The sequence below is a fragment of the Labrenzia sp. CP4 genome, assembly GCF_001579905.1.
Classification (GTDB): Bacteria; Pseudomonadota; Alphaproteobacteria; order Rhizobiales; family Stappiaceae; genus Roseibium; species Roseibium algicola.
The window spans coordinates 4,723,554-4,746,343 of record NZ_CP011927.1; the positions used below are offsets into that span (position 1 = coordinate 4,723,554).

Sequence of the window (22,790 nt, forward strand, 5' to 3'; positions counted from 1 at the left end):
AGGAGGATCTGATGCCCGAAGCCTATATCTACGACCACGTGCGCACGCCGCGCGGACGCGGCAAGAAGGACGGTTCGCTGCACGAAGTGCCCGCCGTCCGGCTTGCGGCCACCGCGCTGGAAGCGATCCGCGACCGGAACGGTCTCGACACGACCCGGGTGGACGACGTTGTCCTGGGCTGTGTCGACCCGGTCGGGGAAGCCGGAGGCGACATTGCCCGTGCGGCGGTGTTTGCGGCCGGTTACGACAAGTCGGTTCCGGGCATGCAGATCAACCGCTTCTGCGCCTCCGGTCTCGACGCGGTCAACATGGCTTCGGCCCAGGTCATGGCAGGCCAGCACAAGCTGGTAATCGCCGGCGGCGTGGAAAGCATGAGCCGTGTCGGCCTTGGCGCTTCCGGCGGTGCCTGGCCGATCGAGCCGCAGGTGGCCATCCCCTCTTATTTCATGCCCCAGGGCGTCTCGGCTGATCTGATTGCCACCAAATACGGTTTTTCGCGCGATGACTGCGATGCCTATGCGGTGGAAAGCCAGAAGCGCGCCGGCAAGTCCTGGGAAGATGGCCGGTTCTCCGGATCCGTCGTGCCGGTGAAGGACGTCAACGGCATCACCATTCTTGACCGGGACGAGCACATGCGGCCGGAAACCGACATGCAGTCGCTCGCCTCGCTCAACCCCTCCTTCGAAATGATGGGCAACATGGGCGGTTTCGATGCGGTCGGCATCCAGGCGCATCCGGAAATCGAAAAGATCACCCATGTGCACCACGCCGGCAACTCCTCCGGCATTGTCGATGGAGCTGCCGCCGTTCTGATCGGTTCCAGCACCGCAGGCCGTTCCTCCGGCCTGAAGCCGCGTGCACGCATCAAGGCTTTCGCCAATATCGGTTCCGAACCGGCCCTGATGTTGACCGGTCCGGTGGATGTTACCGAAAAGCTTCTGAAAAACGCCAAGATGGACATCAAGGACATTGATCTCATCGAGATCAACGAAGCCTTTGCCTCCGTCGTCCTGCGTTACCAGCAAGCCTTCGATCTTGATCCGGCAACGGTCAACGTCAACGGCGGTGCGATTGCCATGGGCCATCCTCTCGGCGCCACCGGCGCCATGATCCTTGGCACCGTGCTCGACGAACTGGAACGCCGCGATCTCAACACCGCTCTCGTCACGCTGTGCATCGGCGCGGGCATGGGAACAGCGACCATCATCGAGCGGGTCTGATCATGATCAGCAACATCGACAGGGAATTCGCCCAGATCACTGACTACTGGTCGCCGCGTGTGGTGGCCGACGTCAACGACCAGAGCGTCAAGCTTGCGAAGCTGAAAGGCGAGTTCGTCTGGCACGACCACCAGGACGAGGACGAGCTCTTCTTCATCATCAAGGGCAGCCTCACCATCCGCTACCGCGACCGGGACGATGTCGTCCTGAACGCCGGCGACATGCACGTCGTGCCCAAGGGCGTCGAGCACAATCCGCTCGCAGAAGACGAATGCTGGGTGATGCTGTTCGAACCCGCAGAGACCAAACACACCGGCGACGTTGTCGTCGACGGCACGAAGACGGCTGCGCAACAGCGCGCCCATCTGCAGTCGACCGGCGCCTGACCCGAGGAGGACCATCAAATGAGCTACAAGAATTTCACCGTTGAAACCGATGAGGACGGTTTTGCCCTGATCACCTGGGACATGCCGGAAAAATCGATGAACGTCATCGATCTGTCGGTCATGGACGAGCTGGATGCGATTGTCGACCAGGTGGCAAGTGACGACGCCATCAAGGGGGCCGTGATCACGTCCGGCAAGTCCGCCTTTTCCGGTGGTGCCGACCTGACCATGCTGGAAGGGCTTCTGAAGGACTTCCACATCAAGCGCGGTAACGATGCGGAAGCTGCAGCCAAGGCTCTGTTCGAAGGATCGCGCAAGCTTTCTCAGGTCTACCGCAAGCTGGAAACCTGCGGCAAACCGTTCGTCGCCGCCGTTGCCGGCACCTGCATGGGCGGCGGTACCGAGCTGGCACTGGCCTGTCATGGCCGCGTCGTTGACGAAGGCCTGAAGATGGGTCTGCCGGAAGTCAAGGTAGGCCTCTTTCCGGGCGCCGGCGGCACCCAGCGTGTCATGCGCATGACGGACGGACAGCAGGGCATGCAGTTCCTGCTCCAGGGCCGCACCCTGCGGGCACCCCAGGCCAAACAGATGAAACTGGTGGATGAAGTCGCCCCGACCAAGAAACTGGTCGCCGCCGCCAAGAAGATGCTGAAGGCAGGCCTCGACCCGGTCAAGGACTGGGACAAGAAGGGTTACAAGCTGCCAAACGGCAAGGTCTATTCCCCAGCCGGTTTCCAGTTCTGGCCGGCCGCCAATGCGATCTACCGCCGCGAGACCTATGACAACTATCCGGGTGCCCGCTACCTGCTGCGCTCCGTCGTCGAAGGTCTGCAGCTGCCGATGGATCTCGCGCTTCAAGTGGAAAGCCGCTACTTCGCCAAGGTGCTGCAGGCCCCGGAAGCCGCCAACATGATCCGCTCGCTGTTCGTCTCCATGCAGGAGCTGAACAAGCTGGCCCGCCGCCCGGTGGATCAGCGTCCAAACAAGATCCGCAAGATCGGCATTCTCGGCGCAGGCTTCATGGGTGCAGGCATTGCCTATGTTACGGCACAGGCGGGCATCGACGTCGTCCTGATCGACCGCGACCAGGAAGCCGCCGACAAGGGCAAGGCTCATTCAGAAGAGCTGATCACCAAGGCGATCAAGCGTGGCCGGGCGAGCGAGGAGCAGAAGGAAAAGCTGCTGTCGAAGATCACCGCCACCGTCGATTATGAAGCCCTGGCAGATTGCGATCTGGTGATCGAAGCCGTCTTCGAAGATCGTGAGATCAAGAAGGCGGTGACGGAGAAGGCCGAGGCGGTGATGAAGTCTCGTGCCATCTATGCTTCCAACACCTCGACACTGCCGATCACCTCCCTGGCGCAGGCGTCCAAGCGGCCGAAGAACTTCATCGGCATTCACTTCTTCTCGCCCGTCGACAAGATGATGCTGGTGGAAGTGATCCTCGGCAAGCGCACTTCCGATCGCGCGCTTGCCATGGCGCTCGACTATATCAAGGCCATCAAGAAGACCCCGATCGTCGTCAATGACAGCCGCGGCTTCTATACCTCGCGTGTCGTCATGACCTATATCCGCGAAGGTCTGATGATGCTTGCGGACGGCGTTCCGGCAGCGATGATCGAGAATGCGGGCAAGATGGCCGGCATGCCGGTCGGACCGCTGTCGCTTGGCGATGAAGTGGCGCTGGATCTTGCCTGGAAGATCGTTTCCGCAACTCGCAAGGACCTCGGCGTCAAATATGTCGAAGGCCCACTCGACAACATCCTGGAAGAGATGGTGGTGAAGCAGGAGCGTTTCGGCCGCAAGAACGGCAAGGGCTTTTACGACTACAAGGGCAAGGACAAGAGCCTGTGGCCCGGCATTCCGGAAGTCACCGGTCAGCCGAAACCTGCAGAGAGCTTCAACATCGAGGAACTCAAGCAGCGTCTCCTGGTGATGCAGGCGCTCGAAACCGCCCGCATCTTCGAGGAAAAGTGCCTGACGGACGTGCGTGAAGCCGATGTCGGCTCCATCCTTGGCTTCGGCTTCGCCCCCTATACCGGCGGTACGCTCAGCTATATCGACATGATGGGCACGCCGGCCTTTGTCGACTTGTGCAAGAAGTTCACCCGCAAGTGGGGGCCGCGCTTCAAGCCGAACAAGCTGCTGAAGGATATGGCCAAGGAAAACGAGACGTTCTACGGCAAATTCCCGCCGAAGGCCGAAGCGAAGGTCAAGGACGCAGCCTGATCGACAACCGATGCCGCTTCCGAACGGGAGCGGCATCGGCCTATCGCATTCGCCAGCAATTGTTAGCATTTTACGACAAAACTTGATCCGGCGTGACTTGTCATGCACAGTTCTGCTTGAAATTAAGCATGGGCAGGCTGGAGATACGAATGCCGCTAGATGGCGAATGGGCGCGCTCGGATGTCTTCCGCGTTCTGCGCGACATTTGTTCGAACGCCAATCTGGACTGGCCTCAAATGGCCAGGGACTATGAATTCGATCTCGCCAGCCTGGACGATCCGCAAGGTACCGTGCCGATAGCCGCCTGGCATGCCGTTTTTGAACATATCGCCAATGTTCTGGGCGATGACGCCGTCATGTTCGATCTGTTCAACACGATCGACATCGGCTGCTTTTCAATCTTCGACTATCTGTTTGCCTGCGCTCCGTCACTCAGGGAAGCCTGTCAGGCCTGGGCGAAGTTCAGTCCGATCAGAACCAATGCCTATCGGGTGATTTTCGAGGAAGACGAGACCGGCGGCTTCGTGGAATGGCCTATCCTTGAAGGACGCGGTGAATGGCGACAGAACGTGTTTGGACGCATCGGCTGGGCGACCCAGCAGATTGAACATGCACTCGACATGAAAGCGCCGCCAATCCTTATCGAGCTCGCGACCTCACAACCAAATTGCACGTCCATTTTTCAGAAGAAATATCAGGGCCGGATCAAGTTCGGCGCGACCCGCAACAGGATTTCGTTTCCGAAAACGTTGCTCTCCCGCCCGCTCCGGCGCCACGACGCCCACCTTTACGAGATCATCCTGACGTCTGCGAATTCGGAACTGGAAAGGTTCGGCCAGTTTGAATCTCCGCTGTCGCGCATTGCCAATGAAGTTTCCGCCAGTCTGTCGACCGGGACATGCACCCTGCCGCTCATTTCAGCGAAACTTGGCATGTCGCAGAGGGCGGTGCAGAGGCTTCTGGAAAAGGAAGGCACCAGCTTCCGTCAGCTAAGCGAGGAAGTACGACGTTCCGCAGCCGAACGATATCTTCTGGGAACGGACCTTCCGATGAAGGAGATCGCCTATCTCCTCGGCTTTTCGGAACTGAGCACCTTTTCGCGCGCCGTGAAGACATGGTTTGGCGTCTCCCCCAAGAAGGTTCGGGATGCACCCCGCTCCAGATCTCCTGCTGCTGCTAATTCCACGACGGGGCGCAAGCAACCGATGCAGCGCTCCAAGGTCACGGTGGCGACACCCTCCGCTGTTCGGCAATCCGCTGCCACAAAATGATTTCGTTTCCAGCCCTGGACAGGGCTTGGTCACCGCGAAGCTGTGATGGTTTGAGAATTGCGGCACGGCGGTTACGGGCTTGTCACCACCGTGCCAGAGATCATTCTTGTTGCCGGCGGTTCCGTCGAGAACACTCGACTGAACCCGCCAATACCACTATCGGCTGCTCTTTCATTTGCATGAAGAACAGGACGGGTCGATGGCGGCTGGCCCATCCTGCAGTGTGTGCGCCTTTTCTGCCGGTTCAACACTTGTGCCGGTCCGGCGGCTGTCTTTCACCGCAGGTAGAGGAAGGCAGACCGTCGCGGTTGTGGGTGGCCGCAAACAATCTAGATGCACATTCCTGAAAGTTTAATACGCCAGCAGGGCCTCTGCGTCTTTGGCAGGAAGCGAACAGAACTTTACGAATTACGACACCAAACTTAATTAATAAGAAATTTTACAAACGGCCTTCGCACGAGCTGGAGTTGCCGCCGTGCTTGCCAGGCCTCATTGTAATCGACACCGAATATTCCTAACTTCTGGCCAGGAATGGTAAGCAACGTCATGCAGGAGACACATATGTCCGACACCGGCCTGAGCCGATTTCTGGGAGGTTCACCAGCCCAGGTGCTTTTGCGGCTTGTGTTCCTGTCCTTCGTTGTCGGCATTATCCTGTCCGCGCTGAACCTCGACCCGCTCGACCTGATCACCATGTCGATCGATTTTGTCGAACGCTTGTGGAACATGGGTTTCAACGCCCTTGGACGCCTGGGCAAGTATCTGGTTATCGGCGCAATGGTGGTTGTCCCGATCTGGCTGGTTACTCGCATTCTGGCCATGGGTCGAAACCGCTAGTCCCGGCAGAGGCCTGCGTTTGTCACTTAAGGCAAGCACGCAACCCTTGCGGGAAATTAACCCTTTCTTAATCATAATTAACTGAAACTGGCGGAACCTCCCCGAGCCTTAAGGGGCCCTTGCATGTCCGCCATCGCAACATCGAAATTTGCTGCCTCCTACCAGGCCTACGCCCGCGCGGGTTCTGGTGCGGACAATCGCTCAGGTTCGCTTGCTGCCGCACAAACGCTCACCACGTTTCTTGGGGCCAACGGTTCGGCCGACGACGCGGACAAGGCAAAATCCCTCTTCGAAACCTACAAGGATTCTGTTGAGCTCAGCGACGGCCTCGCCCGGTCGGTAGAGAACAACAAGGATGCGATGCGCAGGCAAAAGATCGAGATGGTCCAGAAGCGCATCGAACGGCTCAAGGAAATGCTGCGGTTCGCAACGCCGGAGCAGGCCAAGCGTCTGCTCAAGGAGCTGAAACAGATCTCCAAGGAGTTCAAGTCCGCCTCCCAGGACCTCAAGTCGGCAGGCCAGGGCTTGAGCGGTGGAGGCGTCGGCACGGGTGTTCTTTCAGGCGCTTCAAACGTCGCCGCCACAGCAGATGTCATAACCGGTGCCGGGACGCAGGTTAATGCAACCTCCGCATTGGTCGAGACGGTTTCTGCGGCAGCGAGCAGTCCCGAGACACAAATTCCGGTATCCGGATCTGAAACGAGTGCTGCGACTTCGGGACCGGAGAGCCAGGCGACGGGTCAGGCTCAGACCGGAGTGGAGCAGGATGGTACTTCCGCAGGCGCACGGGAACCGGACAGCTGGCGGGAAGACCTGAAAGCGGCTGTCCTGACCTACACAGAACAGCAACAGGAAACGAACAAGGCACTCGCCGCAAGCCGCAGGTCCGGGCTGCAGGGCGACAAGGAAGCCCTCGCCAAGATGGCTGAGGACATCAAATCTCTTGCCCAACAGATAGAACGCCTGCTCAAGCGCGATGAGCGCGACACAAAAAAAGATCTGAAAGACGTCCGTGCAGATCTCAAGGACGGCGTCAAGGCACTGAGGGCCTCAGATTTCAGCGCGCAGCCAGGCCCAGCTTCCACCGCGAGCCCTGCGGGTACGGACGGGGTTTCGACCGCAACCGGTTCGACATCGGTCTCCCTGCAGGTGTCCGATATCCTGGTATGAACCGGCTGGCTTTAGCCGGCCACCTGTTCATGCGCCGCAACCATAGTGAAATCTTCAGCCATCACAGCCTTGGCTGTTCGATGCAGTGTCACATGGCGATCGGCCAATTCGTCGATATCCGTCGAATAGCCTCCACCCAGAACTCCTGCCAGCGGCACGCCCGCCTTTCGCACCGTTTCGATGACATAGCGGTCACGCCGGCAAAGCCCCTCTCGTGACAGCGACAGTCTGCCGAGACGATCACCGGCATAGGGATCGACACCGGCATTGAAGAAAACAATGTCCCAGGGCTCCTGGCGCAGCAGGTCAGGCAGAACCTCTTCCAGAACAGCAAGATAGACTTCGTCACTCGTCCCATCGGCAAGACCTATATCGAGATGGGAGGGGACCTTGCGCACGGGGTAGTTCTTCTCCGAATGGAGCGAGAACGTGAAGACATCCGGATCTCCCTGAAAGATATCCGCAGTACCGTCGCCCTGATGCACGTCCAGGTCGACCACCAGCGCCCTTCGAATGGCCCCGTCCGCCTGCAGCACCTTGATGGCGACGGCAACATCGTTGAAGACGCAGAACCCGGCGCCATGCGCCCGCCGGGCATGATGACTGCCGCCGGCGGTGTTGCAGGCAATGCCGTGTTCCAGCGCCAGATATCCCGTCAACACAGTCCCGCCCGTTGCACAGCGCGCCCGAAGGGCGATGTCCTCGCGCATCGGAAAACCGATTTCCCGCGCCACCTTTTCCGGCACCCGGGCATTGAAGACCTGATCCACATAGGCAGGATCATGTGCGAGTGCGACCCACTCGAAGGGAGCGGGACGAGGCCTGAAAAAGGCGCTGTCGCCGAGAAGCCCTTCCTGCCGTATCAACTCGGCGACGGCACGGAACTTGTCCATCGGGAACCGGTGATTGGCGGGAAGATCAGCGCAATAGGCCGGATGGTGAACGATAGGCAGGGTCATCTGTGCGCAATATAAGGCGCGCCGGCGCTACGGGCACCCCTTTGAACGACACAGCAGATCCGAATTTTACGGCTCAGTGCAAATTCGGCAGCCATGTCCGTGAATACCCGGTATGTGCCGAAATGAATTGACGTGCCGAGGCAAGGCAGACATGAAGGTCTTCCTCTCGAAGCGAGCCATCGATGTCCCAACTTTCAGCAACCGGCGAGCGGCCGAAACTGGCGTTTGCGGTTACCCACCGCACTGTTCTTGCCATCGCCATTCCGATGACACTCGCCTATCTGTCGACGCCCCTGCTCGGCATCGTCGACATGGCCGTGATCGGCCGCCTTGGCGACCCGGCTCTGCTTGGCGGGATTGCCATAGGCGGGATCATCTTCGACCTGGTGTTCACGACCTTCAACTTCTTGAGGTCCGGGACGACAGGCCTGACAGCCCAGGCTTTCGGCGCCCAGAACGAAGAAGAAGTCAGGGCAACACTGCTGCGCGCCTTCGTGATTGCGGCCATCGGCGGTCTGCTGGTCATCCTCTTGCAAGCCCCCTTGCGAGAAATCGGGCTCTGGTTCCTGGGGGGCAGTGCGGATGTGCAGGCCGCAACGAGCCGCTACTTTGACATCCGCGTCTACAGTGCCCCTTTTCTCCTTGCCAACTATGCCATGCTCGGCTGGTTCATCGGCCTCGGGCGTGCGGGAACAGGGCTGGTGCTTCAGCTTGTTCTGAACGGGCTCAACATCGGACTCAGTGTCTGGTTCGTCACCGGTTTCGGCTGGAGCGTGGAAGGTGTCGCGCTGGCAACTGTCCTGAGTGAAATCGCGGCAACGGCACTGGGCGTCTGCCTGGTCGTCTTCACCACCGGCAAGACGTCCTGGCCGGCTTTACAGGTGATTTTCGACCGCCGCCTGCTGGTGCGCATGATGGCCGTCAACCGGGACATCATGATCCGCTCCTTCACCCTTCTCTTCGCCTTCGCGTTTTTCACGGCGCGTTCGGCAGACCAGGGTGACACCGTATTGGCCGCAAACGCTTTGCTTGAGAAGTTCATCATGCTGGCTGCGTTCTTTCTGGATGGCCTGGCAACTGCGGCGGAACAGCTTGCCGGCCGGGCAGTTGGAGCAAGATACCGGCCCGCCTTTGACCGCGCATTGAAACTGACAGCACTGTGGAGCTTCGCCCTGGCGGGGATCCTGTCGACGCTGTTCTGGTTTTTCGGGCAGTACATGATCGATTTCATGACAACGGCAGAAGATGTCCGTCAGGTAACGTCGACCTATCTTGTGTGGGCCATACTGACCCCAGTCTTCGGCGTGCTGGCATTCCAGATGGACGGGGTCTTTATCGGCGCTACGTGGTCATCGACCATGCGCAACATGATGCTGTTGTCGCTCGTCGTTTACCTGGCTGCCTATTACCTTCTGTTTCCTATCCTGGGGAACCACGGTCTTTGGCTCGCCTTCCTGCTGTTCTTCGGAACGCGTGGCCTGACATTGCTGGCCGCCTGCAGAAAGCGGGCAGCCGAGACGTTCGGCAACGCATAAGAACAGCTGTATCTAGGCCGTTTCCGATGCCCAGGCATCGACATTGGCATCCCGCGCGTCGCGAAGCGACGCAATCCCGTGCTGGTCCAGTTTTGCAGAAAGGCCGCTCAGGATCTCGTCAATCAGCCCCGCGCCCTTGAACACAAGGGCCGAATAGAGCTGCAACAGGTCCGCCCCCGCCGTGATCTTGGCCCAGGCGGTTTCCGCACTGTCGATACCGCCGACACCGATGATCGGCAGGTCCGGTCCGGCCAGTTTGCGTGCGCGCGCCAGCATGATGGTCGATTTCCGGAACAGGGGCTTGCCCGACAAGCCTCCGGTTTCCTGTGCCGGCCCCTTGCCGCTCAGGCCATCTCGTCCGATCGTCGTGTTGGAGACGATCAGGCCGTCGACGCTCTTGGCGAGCACTTCCTCGACGATATCCTGCAGGTCCTCATCAGCAACGTCCGGCGCGATCTTCAAGAGCACAGGAACCTTGCGCCCAAACGTCTGCGTGCACTCGTCCCGCGCCGTGATCACGGCGGTCAGCAGATCGGCAAGTGCGGACCGGGCCTGCAAGTCGCGCAGTCCCGGTGTGTTGGGTGAAGAAATGTTGACGGTAAAATAAGACGCCATATCGGCGAATGCGGTGATACCGGCGACGTAGTCGGCAATCCGGTCGGTTGCATCCTTGTTGGCGCCAACATTGATGCCCACAATTCCCGTCAACCATCGGCGGGCTTCAAGCCGCTGGCGCAAGGCTGCGTGGCCTTCGTTGTTGAATCCATAGCGGTTGATCACGCCTTCGTCTGCGGGCAAGCGGAACACCCTCGGCCGCGGATTGCCGGGCTGTGGCTTCGGGGTGACCGATCCTGCCTCGGTATATCCGAACCCCAGCTTCAGCAGCGCATCGGGCACTTCGCCGTTCTTGTCGAACCCTGCAGCCATTCCGAGCGGATTGGGAAAGGTCAGATCCCAGAGCTTCACTGCAAGGCGCGGGTCAGACACTTTCCGGCGCGGCGGCATCAAACCGGATTTCAAAGCCACAACAGTCGCACGGTGCGCGGTTTCGGCGTCCAGGCACTGCAGGCCTCTCAGCGCAACGTTTTCAAGGAAAGGCGGTATCATTGATCCAGCTCCGGAAAGTCATGTGACCCGTCCGGTGAAAGCGGCAGTTCCTTCACCCAGAGTGCGACCTTCGGGTCCAGCGAGCCATAGAGATGGGGAAACAGGGCCCCGCCCCGGGAAGTTTCCCATTTCAACAAGTCGCCAAACCCATCAGCATCAAAGGCGGCCAGCAACAGATCCTGCTGGCCCGCGAAATGCTTTGCAGCGGTTTCCCGGACCTGATCCTCGGCGGAAAAATGAATGAAGCCGTCCTGAAGGTCCACCGGCGCACCCTTGAAGACGCCTTGGTCGGTTGCCTCCTGCCACATGGATTTCGGGACGATCTTGAAAATCAGGGTCATCTGTCTGCCTTGCCTCTTGCCGGGGATGGCATGGCAGGCAAAGGCCCGGCGCATGCTCAGCCGGTCGGGACACTACTCATCCGAACCGTAGCGAACAAGCGGCACAAGTGACTCCAGCCTGTTTCTTTTGAATTTTGGTCGGGAAAACCCATATGAGCGAAAGGTATTTATTCCTGTCGCGCCAATACGGAGAAACGGCAGCCGTGCTCTCACATGAAAAGGTCTGGGCGGCCATTGATGCCCTCGCCTCGCAGAACGGGCTTTCGCCGTCCGGCCTGGCTCGGCGTGCCGGACTGGATCCGACCGCTTTCAACCCGTCGAAACGCGTTGCGGGCGACGGACGCCCACGGTGGCCATCGACAGAGTCGCTTGCCAAGGTGCTGGCCGCCACCGGCGAAGCCTTGAACACGTTTGCCGCCAGGGTCGAAACCCCGGGCGGGCCAACCGACGCTGCGCCAGCTTTGGTCCCCCTTGCAGGATTTGATGCTGCCTCGGAGCGAAACGCCTTCGACAGTGCCGGCCGGCCAGCCGGCGCGACGTGGCAAAGTCTCAGCTTTCCCCAAATCGGCGCTGCGTTTGCGCTGCAGGTCAGCACCGAAGACTTCCATCCCCTTTACAGAAACGGCGATATCGTCGTGGTTGCTCCCGGCGCGCCCCTTCGCACCGGTGACAGGCTTGCCATCAAGCTCAACAGTGGCCGGTTGTCGCTTTACACGTTGCAGGAGACAGGCGACGAAGACCTGGCGGTTTGCACAATCGGGGACAATTCACAGTCAGTGCGCTTTCAGCACTCGGCAATCGAGTGGACAGCCCGTATTATCTGGGCGAGCCAATAACCTGCGAGCACACATTTGATGAAGCTTCGGCCTCTCATAACGCCAGCAATCGTGCTGACCACCGCAGGTGGTCTGCTCGCCTGGCTGCTCCTGGCAGACCCGCCGTCCGTACAGGACGAGCCGGTAGCGGCAGGCAGCATCACCAGCACCGCCGAGGAAACAAGCGAGCCGGCAGAGACGCCCGAGCCCGCTCCGCAATCGTCCCCTCCCCAAGCCCAGACGCAGAAACCTGCACAGACACAAAGTGAACCCGTCGTCGTTGCCGCTGCGCCTTTGCCGAACGACATTCGCAACGTTTCGCCGGAGGGGGTATCGGCACCGCAGGTACAAGGTGACCTCAAACGTATCGAACCTTCCAAACGCTACCTGGAACTGAAGGATCCGCCGATTGAACCGGTTCCGGACGGCCCACTGGAGCTGATGCGCGTGCAGGTTCTCGACGGCGGACGCATCAAGTCGGACCGGTTGACAGTAACGCTTGCCCATATCGTTCCGCTGAAATCGGACGAAACCTGTGTTTCCCGTCTCGGTGGCACCTGGCCCTGCGGTGCCAGGGCGCGCACTTTCTTAAGAGGACTGGTGCGGCAATTGAAGGTGGTATGCGAAAAGATCGAGGAGACCGGGCCGCAACAGATTCTGGCAACCTGCACCCGCGGATCGATGGACCTCAGCAAGCGTCTTGTCCGCTATGGCTGGGCGGATCCGGCGCCGGACGCACCTGCCGATTTCATGGAACTTGCCGAAAAGGCCAGAGACAGGAAAGTCGGCAAGTGGCAATCGGAATGGCTGACCGAGTTGCCGACGAGCGAACTGGAAACAGAAGTGCCGTCTGCCTTGCCAGGCCTTGAGGAACTTGCCCCGGAAATCGTCGAATGGAGCCTGAGGACTGAACCGGAACAGCCGGGGCACGGTCAACCGGCAATCGAGGATTACCCGCAAGTAGAACGGCCGGTGCAGTAGGGCTGGAGCGGCACCGCTTCGCGTTGAAGCAAGCCTTAGTTTCTCCTCCTCAACCGACCGCCTCTCACTGCTGCTGAAAAATCCTTGCGAGCGCCTCGAAGCAGCTCATACCTTCGGCGAATAGGGTTAATACATAGACAAATCAATCAGTACAATTAGTTCAATATTTACGCCCTTAAGGGAAAGTGGCTCAAACATTATCAGTCCGTGACGAGGACCAAAGAAATATGAGCACACCTGCCCCCAAGAACACTGTCGAAACTGACAATATCGCAAAATATATCAAGTTCATGTCCAGTTCCGGAAGCAATACAGCTTCTGCGCAGACGGCTTGGAACACCCTTCAAAAACACCTTCCGGCCATTCTGGATCGCTTCTACGTAGAGCTCCTTTCGCAAGAAGAGCTGCGCCAGAAAATGGGAACGCATGAGAAGAACACCGTTCCTCTCAAAAACGCGCAAACCAAACACTGGGAATACATCTTCAATCACGACCCGGACCTGGAGTTCATCGGACAGGCTGCGCGTATCGGTCAGGCTCACGTAAAGATCGGGCTGAAGGCCGAATGGCTGATGTCCGCGTTTGGACGGCTGTTGAACGAAATCCTTCCCGTCATCGTCAAGAAGCACCGGTTCTCGCAAAAGGCCATGATTGCCGAGATGCAGGCCGTGGTGACACGGTTCTTTCTGGACATGATCCTTGCACAACGCGCGTTCGAAACGGAACAGCGCCGCATTGAAGACGCTGAAATGCGGGATACGATCGGTCTGGAGAACCTGCGCACGACCGCGAACACCATCAGCGAGCTGAACGAAATCGTGATGTCGATGGCGTTGTTGTCGCGCAATACCCAGGAAGCCAACGCGAACGGCCAGTCGATTTCCGCCGCGGCGGACCAGCTTGTCGCTTCCATCGGCCAGATTTCCGAAAACAGCGAAGGCGCGGCCAACGAAGCCGTGCAAACAAACAACGCCGCCAAGGATGGCCTGGACAAGATGTCGGCCGTGTCGAGTGCTATCGGCGATATTTCCTCAACGTCCCGGCAAACCGCGCAGAGCCTGTCAGACTTGAGCGAAGCTGCATCGCAGATCGGCGAATTCCTGTCGGTCATTCAATCCATCGCAGACCAGACCAATCTTCTGGCGCTGAATGCCACCATTGAAGCCGCCCGTGCAGGGGAAGCCGGCAAAGGCTTTGCCGTCGTTGCTTCGGAAGTCAAAACCCTCGCCTCGCAGACCGGCAAGGCGACGGAAGACATCGCACAGCGGATCGAAGCACTGACCGCTGGCATGGAAACAATCCAGACAGCTATCCAGAGCTCCGAAGGCGCCATCCAGAATGGCGAGGATGCCATCGCGGCCGCCAATGAACTCATGCAATCCATCGACGGGATGGTTGGCAATGTATCCGAACGGGTCACCCAGATAACGGGCATCCTGCACCAGCAGAAAGAAGCCAGCCACGAAATTGCGCGCAATGTCGCCAATGTCGCTGAATCTAACCGGAATACGGATCAGCAGCTCGGCGCCATGCAGCGTGTTCTGAAACAGAGCAACGACAGTTTCAGCGGAGCAGCAAAAAACTTCTTTGATGCCAACTCAGACAAGTCCTTGCTGGAAATGGCTCGGATCGACCACGTCCTGTTCAAGAAACGTGTCGTCGATACGGTGACCGGCCACGACGACTGGGCGACTTCCGGCATGCCCGACCATCATCATTGCCGTCTTGGCAAATGGTACGACTCGATCAAGAACGAGAAGATCAAATCACATCCAGCGTTCCGCAACCTGATCGCTCCTCACAAAGCGGTTCACGAAGCGGGTCACCGGGCGCTGCATGCCACTGAACAAGGCAATTCCACGGAAGCTTTCGCGGCACTCGTTGACCTGGACAAGGCCAGCAAGGAAGTTCTCAAGGGCCTTACAGTTCTTGCCGCCGCCATGGAAACCGATCTGGCGGATGCAGAACCCCGCAAGTCGCCAAGACAGGACGTCGGCAAGAAGGCCGAAGTTCTGCTGGACGGGGGAGCCCAGACAGTGGAGCTGGAAAACGTGTCCGTGACCGGTGTGGGCTTGAAGGGCATAAGGGATGCCAAGGCGGGCAAGACCGTTTGCATTCGATGCGATGGCAAGGAGCGCCTTGGCCATATCATCTGGGTGGACGGCACCAGGGCGGGCGTCCAGTTCTTCGACGAAAACAAATGATCTTCGCGGGAAATGCCTGCAGACGACCCTGATAAGGTGCCCATGGGCACCTTATCCAGCTTTATCGCCATGCACGTTTGAATGAACGGCTGCTACAGCCATTCACACCACTGGACGCAGGCAGACTTGCTGACAGACCTCTGCTCAATTGCGATCCGCCGGTTTCTTATTTTTCCTGATTGGTATTAGGCTCCGGACTTCGGAAGTCCCGAATCTGGAGTATTCATGACTGGAGAAATCAAGGTCGGCATCGTTGGTGGAACCGGGCAACTCGGCAGCGCCATTGCGACGGCTTGGCTGGAAAGCGGCTGTGTCAAACCTCGCCAGCTCTGGATATCCAATCGATCCGGAACCGCCGCAGGCTTCGAAAGCTGGCCGGAGATCACCTTCACCGCATCCAATCAGCTTCTGGCTGACGCCTGTGATGTCATCCTTCTGTCGGTTCCGCCAGCGCTTGTCGAAACGGTCAGCATTTCGGCGCCCGGCAAACTGGTCCTCTCGGTCATGGCGGGTGTCTCGCGTGAGAGGCTCAAAGCCCTCACAGGCTCGGAAAAGGTCGTTCGTGCCATGTCGAGCCCGGCGGCGGGCAAGCAGCTGGCCTACTCCCCCTGGTGTGCGGCTTCGTCGCTTTCGCAGGAAGACAGGGACCTCGTCCAGTCGTTGTTGTCGGCCTGCGGCCCGAGTGATGAAGTCCAGGATGAACAGCAGATCGAGGTCTTCACCGCCATAACCGGTCCGGTACCGGGATTTGCGGCCTTCTTCGCCGACTGCATTGTGGACTATGCAAGGTCAAACGGTGTCGACAGGCATATTGCTGAACGCGCCGCAAAACAGCTGATCCTGTCGGCTGGGCAAATCATGGCCGGTGACACCAGATCTCCGGCGGAACATGTTCAGGAAATGGTCGACTACGCAGGAACAACTGCCGCCGGTCTCGTCAAGCTGAAGGAACTGGGTGTTTCGGTTCTGATCAGTGAAGGGCTGGACGCCAGTACGGAGCGCGTCAGAACTATTGCCGGCAAAGACTGATACCGCGTTTCTTCCGCCGGAGAGCACAGCTGATAACAAAAAAAGCGGCGCTGGTGCGCCGCTTTTCCTGAAGTCTGATAATCAGGCTGTCAGTTCGTCAGCCAGTGCCTTGCGGATCATCTCACGCGTTTCGGCAATGCCGTAAAGAGCAACGAAAGACCCGAAGCGCGGTCCCTTTTCCTGCCCGAGCAGAAGCTGGTAAAGCGCAGAGAACCAGACGACGGACACGCCAGGACCACCATCGGGACCCTTTTTGGACGGGTCCTGATAACGCTCGATGGACCGGGCGACGTCCAGCACGGCATCCTGGATGGCACCGCCATCCGCACCGGCCGGCAGGGCTGCCAGTGTTTCGTCCAGTTTTTCCAGCGCAGTGCGCTCGACATCGTCCGGCACCTTGAACGACTTGGTTGGTTTGACGAAATCGTCGAAGTAGCGGATCGCATAGCCGACAAGCGCATCCAGTTCCGGATGGGTCGACGCCGTCACGCCCGGAGCGTAGCGGGAGATGAACGCCCACAGCACGTCCTTGTTTTCCGCGTTGGAGGCGGACACAAGGTTCAGCAGCATGGCAAAGGGCACCGGCATGTCGATCTTCGGAATGTTGCCCGAATGGATGTGCCAGACCGGGTTCTGAAGCTTCTGCTCCACCGGCATCTGCTCGTACTTCTGGACGAAGGTGTAATATTCGTCGACCGCCTTCGGAATGACGTCGAAATAGAGCTTCTTGGCCGTCTTCGGCTTCTGGAAATTGTAGAGCGCAAGGCTCTCCGGTGCAGCGTAGGTCAACCACTCGTCAATGGTCAGACCGTTGCCCTTGGACTTGGAGATCTTCTCGCCCTTTTCGTCCAGGAACAGTTCGTAGACGAAGTGTTCCGGAGCGGTCCCGCCCAGGATGTTGCAGATCTTGTCGTAGATCGGCGCATTGGTCATATGATCCTTGCCGAACATCTCGAAATCGACGTCAAGCGCAGCCCAGCGCATGCCGAAGTCGGGCTTCCACTGCAGCTTCACCTTGCCGCCGGTGACCGGCAGCGTGATGTCCTCGCCCGTCTCGTCCGCAAAGGTGATGGTGCCGTCCTTCGAATTGACGTCCTTCATGGGCACATAGAGCACGCGGCCGGACGTCGGCGAGATCGGCAGGAAGGGCGAATAGGTCGCCTGACGTTCTGCGCCGAGCGTCGGCAGCATCACGTCCATGATCTTCTGGTACTTCTCGGTCGCCCGGATCAGCACGTCATCGAACTTGCCGGCCTTGTAGTATTCGGTCGCGCTGGCGAATTCATAATCGAAGCCGAAGGTATCCAGGAACCGGCGCAGCATGGCGTTGTTGTGCTCGGCAAAGCTTTCATAGTCGCCGCCGAAGGGGTTCGGCACCGCCGTCAGAGGCATCTGCAGATATGGCTCAAGCGCTGCGCGGTCCGGCACGTTTTCCGGGATCTTGCGCATGCCGTCCATGTCGTCGGAGAAGCACAGCAGCCGCGTCGGGATCTTGTCTTCGGTCAGCAGCCGAAACGCCGTGCGCACCATGGTGGTGCGCAGAACTTCGCCGAAGGTGCCGATGTGCGGCAGGCCGGACGGGCCATAGCCCGTTTCGAACAGAACCGGTTTGTCCGTTCCCCGTTTCTCGATCCGTTTGACCAGTTTTCGCGCTTCTTCGAACGGCCACGCTTTCGATTTCGTGGCCGCCTCGACAAACTCTTGCGAAAGGTCAAGCGGAGGCAGGGATTGATCGGTCATTTTTCAAGTCGTTCTGTTCATGAGAATGGATGGAATGCAACCCGGTCGGTTTTTTGACTTTTCGGCCGGTTGCTGCGGCGCGACACTAGATCAACGCGCCTCTATGTGCAATCACATGAACACAGCTAAGTTGACCGAAATCTCGGGCTTTGCGAACTCTTTCCGCCTGCGGACATGTCGCGCCGGAAAAAAGCGGATCACGCCGGTCAATCGATTGTCTCGTAGCGGTGACTTGAAGCTTGTCTTCCAACCCGTTACATCGGGCGCACGATCAAGAAGAAATTTTCCGTCTTTTGGCGCTACGGGAGAATGAATAGTGTCTATGAACGAGCCGATCAGCGTACAGGAAGCCCTTATCTACGTGATGGTTATCGTCTCGGCGTCGGACAACCAGATGACCGACAACGAACTGGCCACCATCGGCGACATGATCAAGATGCTGCCCGTTTTCAATGGTTATGACGGCAACCGGATCATCCCGGCAGCCCAGCGCTGCGGCGACATACTGCAGGAAGACAACGGCTTGCAGCTGGTGCTGGAGCTGGTTGGCGACGTCCTGCCGGCAAAGCTTTACGACACTGCATATGCGCTTGGGGTTGAAGTCGCGGCTGCCGATCTCCACGTCGAGAAGGAAGAATTGCGCATCCTTCAGCTACTGCGCGACCGCTTCAAACTCGACAAACTCACCGTTGCCGCAATCGAGCGCGGTGCGATTGCCCGTCACCGGACCATCTGATCCTCTCGGAGCAGGTATTTGAAAGCAACGAAGGCCCTTGCCTGGGCCGGGGCGGTATCGATTGCCGTCCTGGCAGGTGTTTTCCTGATTTTCCAGGGCCTTCAGGATTTCGATCTTTCTGAATACGAAACCCGGCCGATTGCCTTTTCCTTCGACGGATATTCCGTCGCCGGAACGTTGCACCTGCCCCGCCTGCAAGATTCTCGACCCGCAAACCCGCCTCTGGTTCTGATCGTTCACGGGGATGGGCCCGCCGACCGCTACTCCGGCGGTGGGTACATGCCTCTCATCAGCCGTCTTCTGGACAGTGGTCTTGCCGTCTATTCCTGGGACAAGCCGGGCGTCGGCGAAAGCCAGGGCAACTGGCTGTCCTTTTCCATGGAAGAGCGAGCGCGCCTCGCGGCAACGGCCCTTGCGACTGCAAAAGAACAGCCCGAATTGAAGACGTCTCCAGCCGGATTTCTCGGCTTTTCCCAGGCGGGGTGGGTTTTGCCCATTCTGGCGGAAGAGCCAGCGCAAGGCGATTTCTTCGTGATTGTCGGCGGAGCCGTCAACTGGTTGCGGCAGGCTGGTTATTATACCCGGCGCAGGCTGGACCTTGCAGGTGCAGACAGCAAGGCGATCGACAAGACACTCGCGCAGGACGCAAAAGACGGACAAAAGTTTCTAGACCGGGATTTTTCGTATCAGGACTATCTCGACAGCGGCATGGACAGGGTTCCGATGCCGGAAGATCGCTTCACCTTCGCGCGCCGGAATGCGGCCTCCGACTCCACCGCCTCCCTTGCCCGTATCTCCTCGCCCGTTCTGACACTGCACGGAGCAGAGGACCTCAATGTCGATCCTCATTTCAATTCCGGCATCTATCGAAAGATGCTGACGGACAACAATCCCGCCAACCGCTTCGTGATCGTCCCGGAAGCAACCCATGCGCTGTTGCGGGCGGAAGCCTTCAACTACCAGCTCGAGGGGCAAATGCCTTCCTGGTCGAAGGCCTTGTTCATGGTCCTGGGGCGCCGTGCCTACGCACCGGGCGCACTGGACACCATAACAATCTGGATCAAGGAACAGGCCTCAACAGCAAACAGCCTTTCAACTTCACCAGATCGATCAAATTGAACCCTTTTTGTTTTCGGTCCTTCAATCCGCCGCGCCTTATCACCGGTGCGGGGACAGCACGCTTGTGGGCTGCCGGGACCCTTGGGTCCTTCAGTGCGGAGACGGGGACATGAGCAATCAGGCAATCGGAGAGCGGACAAGTGTGCGCTATCCACTGAGGCGGCGCCGCCAGAGGCTGCGCGTACAGCGCCCCATGCCTTATGCTGTCCGGTACGTGCAGGTTCGCACCGCTCCAAAGCAGGCGAACTGGGGCACGCGAATGATGATTGCCTTTGCAGGCTTCGTCTGCGGACTTGCAGCCGACGCGCTGGTGATGTTTGCCGAAGACCATTTCCATCTGGCAAAGAACCGGGATCCGGATCTTTTCGCATGGGTGCTCGGCACCGGCTTTGCCGGCCATATCCTCTATCTGATCTTCGGAATACTAGCGGTCACGTTGCTGACGGCCTTCAACCGCCGCAAGTGGATCTTGTGGCTGCTGATCGGCTTTGTCGGCGGACTACTGAGTATCTGATCGGCTGATAGCCTCAATTCAGGCTGTGGATCGCATCCGGCAGATCGAGTGAAAACGCCGGAATGACGACGTCGAACATGGAGCCGTCCGGACGTTCCATCGAGTAGGACCCGGCCATGATGCCGCTGTCGGTCGAAAGCGGGCAGTGCGACGAATACTCATAGGTCTCGCCGGGCTCTATCACCGGCTGTTCGCCGACCACGCCCTCGCCGCTGACTTCTTCCTGGCGCCCTCTGGCGTCGGTTATCTGCCAGTAACGCGTCTTCAGCTGCACCGGTTCGCTGCCACCATTGTGGATCTCGACCATATACGCCCAGATATACTCGCTCTCTTCCGGACGCGATTCATCGTCCAGATAAAACGGCTCGACGGAGACTTCGATCCCTTGGGTGATGGCGGTGTAACTGCCAGACACGGCTTTTCCTTAATTTCAGAACTGCGAACCTTGAAATAGACCGGTCCGAAGCGACTTCCACGGGTGGTGCCCGCTCGTTCAGGAGGGGCTTATAGGGCGAATGACGCAAGCGTGAAAGAGGGTTGTGACATATGAGGCCGGAATTGCTTGAGATTTGAGGCCGGATTTTGCAAGAACACCATCTGTCAGACCCAAAACAGTGATCTCTTCATGTTCGATGCCCACCTGCGCCCGCTGATCGATCCGCCGTTGAACCGGCTGGGCCTGATCCTTGCCGGCACGGGGCTTACTGCCAACAGCGTGACGCTGGCGGGCTTTGCTGCCGGCATGGGGGCAGCCATCGCTATCGCAACGGGTCATACCCTGATCGGCTTGTTCCTGATCGCGGTCAACCGATTTGCAGACGGTCTCGATGGCGCGTTGGCCCGGGCAACGGCCAAGACCGATCTTGGCGGCTACCTCGACATCACACTGGATTTCTTCTTCTACAGCGCAATCCCTCTGGCCTTTGCCATACAGGACCCGGCCAGCAACGCTTTGCCGGCGGTGGCACTTCTTGCCAGCTTCTACGCGAACGGCTCGGCCTTTCTGGCCTTTGCCATCATGGCGGAGAAGAACAAACTGACCACCGACGCTCAGGGCTCCAAATCGCTCTATTACATAGGCGGGCTGGCCGAAGGTACCGAGACCATCGCGCTATTCCTGCTGATGGCCCTGGTCCCCGCCTGGTTTCCTGCGCTTGCCTATGGTTTTGCCGCGATATGCGTCGTGTCCGCCGGCGCCCGGGTGCTCATTGGCGTGAAGGCGCTGCGGCAGACAGGCCGTTAGATCGCCTGGAGCGCCTTCTCGATATCTTCCAGCAGATCCTGCGGATCCTCCAGACCGATTGAAAGCCGCAGGATACCATCGGTGATACCGAGTTCCGCGCGCGCTTCCTCGCCAATCGACTGGTGCGTGGTCGTCGCCGGATGGGTGATCAGGCTCTTGGCGTCGCCCAGGTTGTTGGAAATCTTGACGATTTCCAGCGCGTTTGTGAAACGGAACGCGGTTTCCTTGCCGCCCTCGATTTCCATCGCCAGCATGGTGGATCCGCCGCTCATCTGGCGTTTGGCAACATCGGCCTGCGGGTGGTCGTCCCGGCCCGGATAGATCAGCCGCGCGACCTTGGACTGGCTTGCCAGATAGTCGGCAATCCTGCCCGCCGTTTCCGTCTGGCGCGCAACGCGCAGCGGCAGCGTTTCCAGGCCCTTCAACAGGACCCAGGCACTGAACGGGCTCATGTGCGGACCGGTATGCTTGATGAAAGGCATGACCTCGTCGTTGATCCATTCCTCGTCCGACAGGATCACACCGCCGAGGCACCGGCCCTGGCCATCGATGTGCTTGGTGGCCGAATAGACGACCACATCGGCACCGAGCTGAAACGGCGACTGATACAGCGGGGTCGCAAACACGTTGTCGACGATCAGACGAGCACCGGCTTCCTTGGCGATCTGTGCCACGGCCTCGATGTCGATGACTTCCAGCGTCGGGTTGGTCGGGCTTTCCAGGAACAGGGCCTTGGTGTTCGGCCGGACAGCCGCCTTCCACTGCTCGATGTCCGTTCCGTCTACCAGCGTGCTTTCAACGCCGAAGCGCGGCAACAATGTTTCGCAAATATAGCGGCAGGAGCCGAACAGGGCCTTGGCGGCAATCACGTGATCGCCTGCCCTTACCGCTGCCATCAGCGCCAGATTGACAGCCGCCATGCCGCTGGCGGTTGCCCGTGCGGCCTCAGCCCCTTCAAGCGCCTTGATGCGGTCCTCGAACATGGTGACGGTCGGGTTGGCATAGCGCGAATAGACATAACCCGGGTCCTCGCCATTGAACCTGGCCTCGGCAGCTTCGGCACCGCTGTAGGTGAAGCCCTGGGTCAGGTAGATGGTCTCCGAGGTCTCACCAAACGGTGACCGCATGGTGCCGCCATGAACCAGAGTGGTTGCAGGGCGCCAGTTCTTGTTTCCGGTCTTGGTGGTCTCAGTCATGTCTTTCATTCGCTCCAAACGCAAAAAACCCCAGCCTCAAGACCGGGGTTCTCACCTCCGGCCTTTTTAGCAACTTGTTTAACGTGGCTGCAAGCCGGCCGGCCCAAATCACCACGAAGTGAGCCTGTCCTACGGGAAAAGCAGGCACAGGTCAATTG

At 59.1% G+C, this 22,790-nt stretch carries 21 protein-coding genes and 1 riboswitch; of the genes, 15 read left to right on the forward strand and 6 right to left on the reverse strand.

What is annotated here, in order from left to right:
• Positions 1-11 precede the first annotated feature (11 nt).
• The 6 genes from ACP90_RS21635 to ACP90_RS21660 all read left to right on the forward strand — a co-directional run bounded on the left by ACP90_RS21635 (position 12) and on the right by ACP90_RS21660 (position 7,113).
• Positions 12-1,220 (forward strand): acetyl-CoA C-acetyltransferase, encoded by a 1,209-nt coding sequence (locus ACP90_RS21635; RefSeq protein ID WP_023001780.1) that lies wholly within the window; start codon positions 12-14, stop codon positions 1,218-1,220.
• 2 nt (positions 1,221-1,222) lie between these two features.
• On the forward strand, positions 1,223-1,606 hold the full coding sequence (locus ACP90_RS21640) for a cupin domain-containing protein (protein ID WP_023001781.1): 384 nt from the start codon (positions 1,223-1,225) through the stop codon (positions 1,604-1,606).
• Positions 1,607-1,624: 18 nt separating this feature from the next.
• A complete protein-coding gene (locus tag ACP90_RS21645) occupies positions 1,625-3,835 on the forward strand; it encodes a 3-hydroxyacyl-CoA dehydrogenase NAD-binding domain-containing protein (protein ID WP_062489975.1) in 2,211 nt (736 codons plus the stop codon).
• A gap of 149 nt (positions 3,836-3,984) precedes the next feature.
• On the forward strand, positions 3,985-5,106 hold the full coding sequence (locus tag ACP90_RS21650) for an AraC family transcriptional regulator (protein ID WP_062489977.1): 1,122 nt from the start codon (positions 3,985-3,987) through the stop codon (positions 5,104-5,106).
• Positions 5,107-5,667: 561 nt separating this feature from the next.
• A complete protein-coding gene (locus ACP90_RS21655) occupies positions 5,668-5,943 on the forward strand; it encodes a DUF6460 domain-containing protein (RefSeq protein WP_031269649.1) in 276 nt (91 codons plus the stop codon).
• Between the two features lie 123 nt (positions 5,944-6,066).
• Entirely contained in the window at positions 6,067-7,113 is a 1,047-nt protein-coding gene (locus ACP90_RS21660) for a hypothetical protein (RefSeq protein WP_062489980.1), read from the forward strand.
• An 11-nt stretch (positions 7,114-7,124) separates the two neighbouring features.
• On the opposite strand, the gene ACP90_RS21665 is transcribed toward ACP90_RS21660, so the two are convergent.
• Entirely contained in the window at positions 7,125-8,072 is a 948-nt protein-coding gene (locus ACP90_RS21665) for a histone deacetylase (protein WP_062489982.1), read from the reverse strand.
• Positions 8,073-8,254: 182 nt separating this feature from the next.
• Between ACP90_RS21665 and ACP90_RS21670 the strand changes: the two genes are divergently transcribed.
• Positions 8,255-9,607, forward strand: a complete 1,353-nt coding sequence (locus tag ACP90_RS21670) for an MATE family efflux transporter (protein ID WP_062489983.1) — start codon at positions 8,255-8,257, stop codon at positions 9,605-9,607.
• Positions 9,608-9,619: 12 nt separating this feature from the next.
• Here ACP90_RS21670 and ACP90_RS21675 read toward each other — a convergent pair whose 3' ends face one another.
• Both ACP90_RS21675 and ACP90_RS21680 read right to left on the reverse strand, forming a co-directional pair.
• Positions 9,620-10,714, reverse strand: a complete 1,095-nt coding sequence (locus ACP90_RS21675; protein WP_062489985.1) for a quinone-dependent dihydroorotate dehydrogenase — start codon at positions 10,712-10,714, stop codon at positions 9,620-9,622.
• Entirely contained in the window at positions 10,711-11,055 is a 345-nt protein-coding gene (locus ACP90_RS21680; protein WP_031269651.1) for a DUF952 domain-containing protein, read from the reverse strand. The genes ACP90_RS21675 and ACP90_RS21680 overlap by 4 nt, the downstream gene beginning before the upstream one ends.
• Before the next feature lie 152 nt (positions 11,056-11,207).
• Here ACP90_RS21680 and ACP90_RS21685 point away from each other — a divergent pair, with 152 nt between their 5' ends.
• The 4 genes from ACP90_RS21685 to ACP90_RS21700 all read left to right on the forward strand — a co-directional run bounded on the left by ACP90_RS21685 (position 11,208) and on the right by ACP90_RS21700 (position 16,084).
• Complete coding sequence (locus ACP90_RS21685; RefSeq protein WP_062489987.1) at positions 11,208-11,891, forward strand: helix-turn-helix transcriptional regulator; 684 nt, start codon at positions 11,208-11,210, stop codon at positions 11,889-11,891.
• Positions 11,892-11,909: 18 nt separating this feature from the next.
• Positions 11,910-12,851, forward strand: a complete 942-nt coding sequence (locus ACP90_RS21690; protein ID WP_062489989.1) for a hypothetical protein — start codon at positions 11,910-11,912, stop codon at positions 12,849-12,851.
• 227 nt (positions 12,852-13,078) lie between these two features.
• Positions 13,079-15,055 carry a methyl-accepting chemotaxis protein gene (locus ACP90_RS21695; RefSeq protein ID WP_062489990.1) on the forward strand — a complete coding sequence of 659 codons (1,977 nt, stop codon included), beginning with the start codon at positions 13,079-13,081 and terminating at the stop codon, positions 15,053-15,055.
• A gap of 225 nt (positions 15,056-15,280) precedes the next feature.
• Positions 15,281-16,084 carry a pyrroline-5-carboxylate reductase dimerization domain-containing protein gene (locus ACP90_RS21700; RefSeq protein ID WP_062489992.1) on the forward strand — a complete coding sequence of 268 codons (804 nt, stop codon included), beginning with the start codon at positions 15,281-15,283 and terminating at the stop codon, positions 16,082-16,084.
• 81 nt (positions 16,085-16,165) lie between these two features.
• On the opposite strand, the gene ACP90_RS21705 is transcribed toward ACP90_RS21700, so the two are convergent.
• Positions 16,166-17,824 (reverse strand): lysine--tRNA ligase, encoded by a 1,659-nt coding sequence (locus tag ACP90_RS21705; protein WP_062489994.1) that lies wholly within the window; start codon positions 17,822-17,824, stop codon positions 16,166-16,168.
• A gap of 322 nt (positions 17,825-18,146) precedes the next feature.
• Here ACP90_RS21705 and ACP90_RS21710 point away from each other — a divergent pair, with 322 nt between their 5' ends.
• The 3 genes from ACP90_RS21710 (at position 18,147) to ACP90_RS21720 (ending at position 20,193) form a co-directional block, all read left to right on the forward strand.
• A complete protein-coding gene (locus ACP90_RS21710; protein ID WP_023001795.1) occupies positions 18,147-18,560 on the forward strand; it encodes a tellurite resistance TerB family protein in 414 nt (137 codons plus the stop codon).
• Positions 18,561-18,578: 18 nt separating this feature from the next.
• A complete protein-coding gene (locus ACP90_RS21715; protein WP_062489996.1) occupies positions 18,579-19,679 on the forward strand; it encodes an alpha/beta fold hydrolase in 1,101 nt (366 codons plus the stop codon).
• A gap of 109 nt (positions 19,680-19,788) precedes the next feature.
• Positions 19,789-20,193 (forward strand): hypothetical protein, encoded by a 405-nt coding sequence (locus ACP90_RS21720; RefSeq protein WP_023001797.1) that lies wholly within the window; start codon positions 19,789-19,791, stop codon positions 20,191-20,193.
• Positions 20,194-20,206: 13 nt separating this feature from the next.
• Here ACP90_RS21720 and apaG read toward each other — a convergent pair whose 3' ends face one another.
• On the reverse strand, positions 20,207-20,608 hold the full coding sequence (gene apaG, locus ACP90_RS21725) for a Co2+/Mg2+ efflux protein ApaG (RefSeq protein WP_023001798.1): 402 nt from the start codon (positions 20,606-20,608) through the stop codon (positions 20,207-20,209).
• Positions 20,609-20,818: 210 nt separating this feature from the next.
• Between apaG and ACP90_RS21730 the strand changes: the two genes are divergently transcribed.
• A complete protein-coding gene (locus ACP90_RS21730; RefSeq protein WP_031269656.1) occupies positions 20,819-21,436 on the forward strand; it encodes a CDP-alcohol phosphatidyltransferase family protein in 618 nt (205 codons plus the stop codon).
• Here ACP90_RS21730 and ACP90_RS21735 read toward each other — a convergent pair.
• The gene (locus ACP90_RS21735; protein ID WP_062491860.1) at positions 21,433-22,632 is read right to left on the reverse strand and encodes an O-succinylhomoserine sulfhydrylase; all 1,200 of its coding nucleotides are present in this window, start codon (positions 22,630-22,632) and stop codon (positions 21,433-21,435) included. The two genes, ACP90_RS21730 and ACP90_RS21735, sit on opposite strands and share 4 nt — an antisense overlap.
• Before the next feature lie 45 nt (positions 22,633-22,677).
• Positions 22,678-22,757: riboswitch (SAM riboswitch) on the reverse strand.
• Positions 22,758-22,790: the final 33 nt, after the last annotated feature.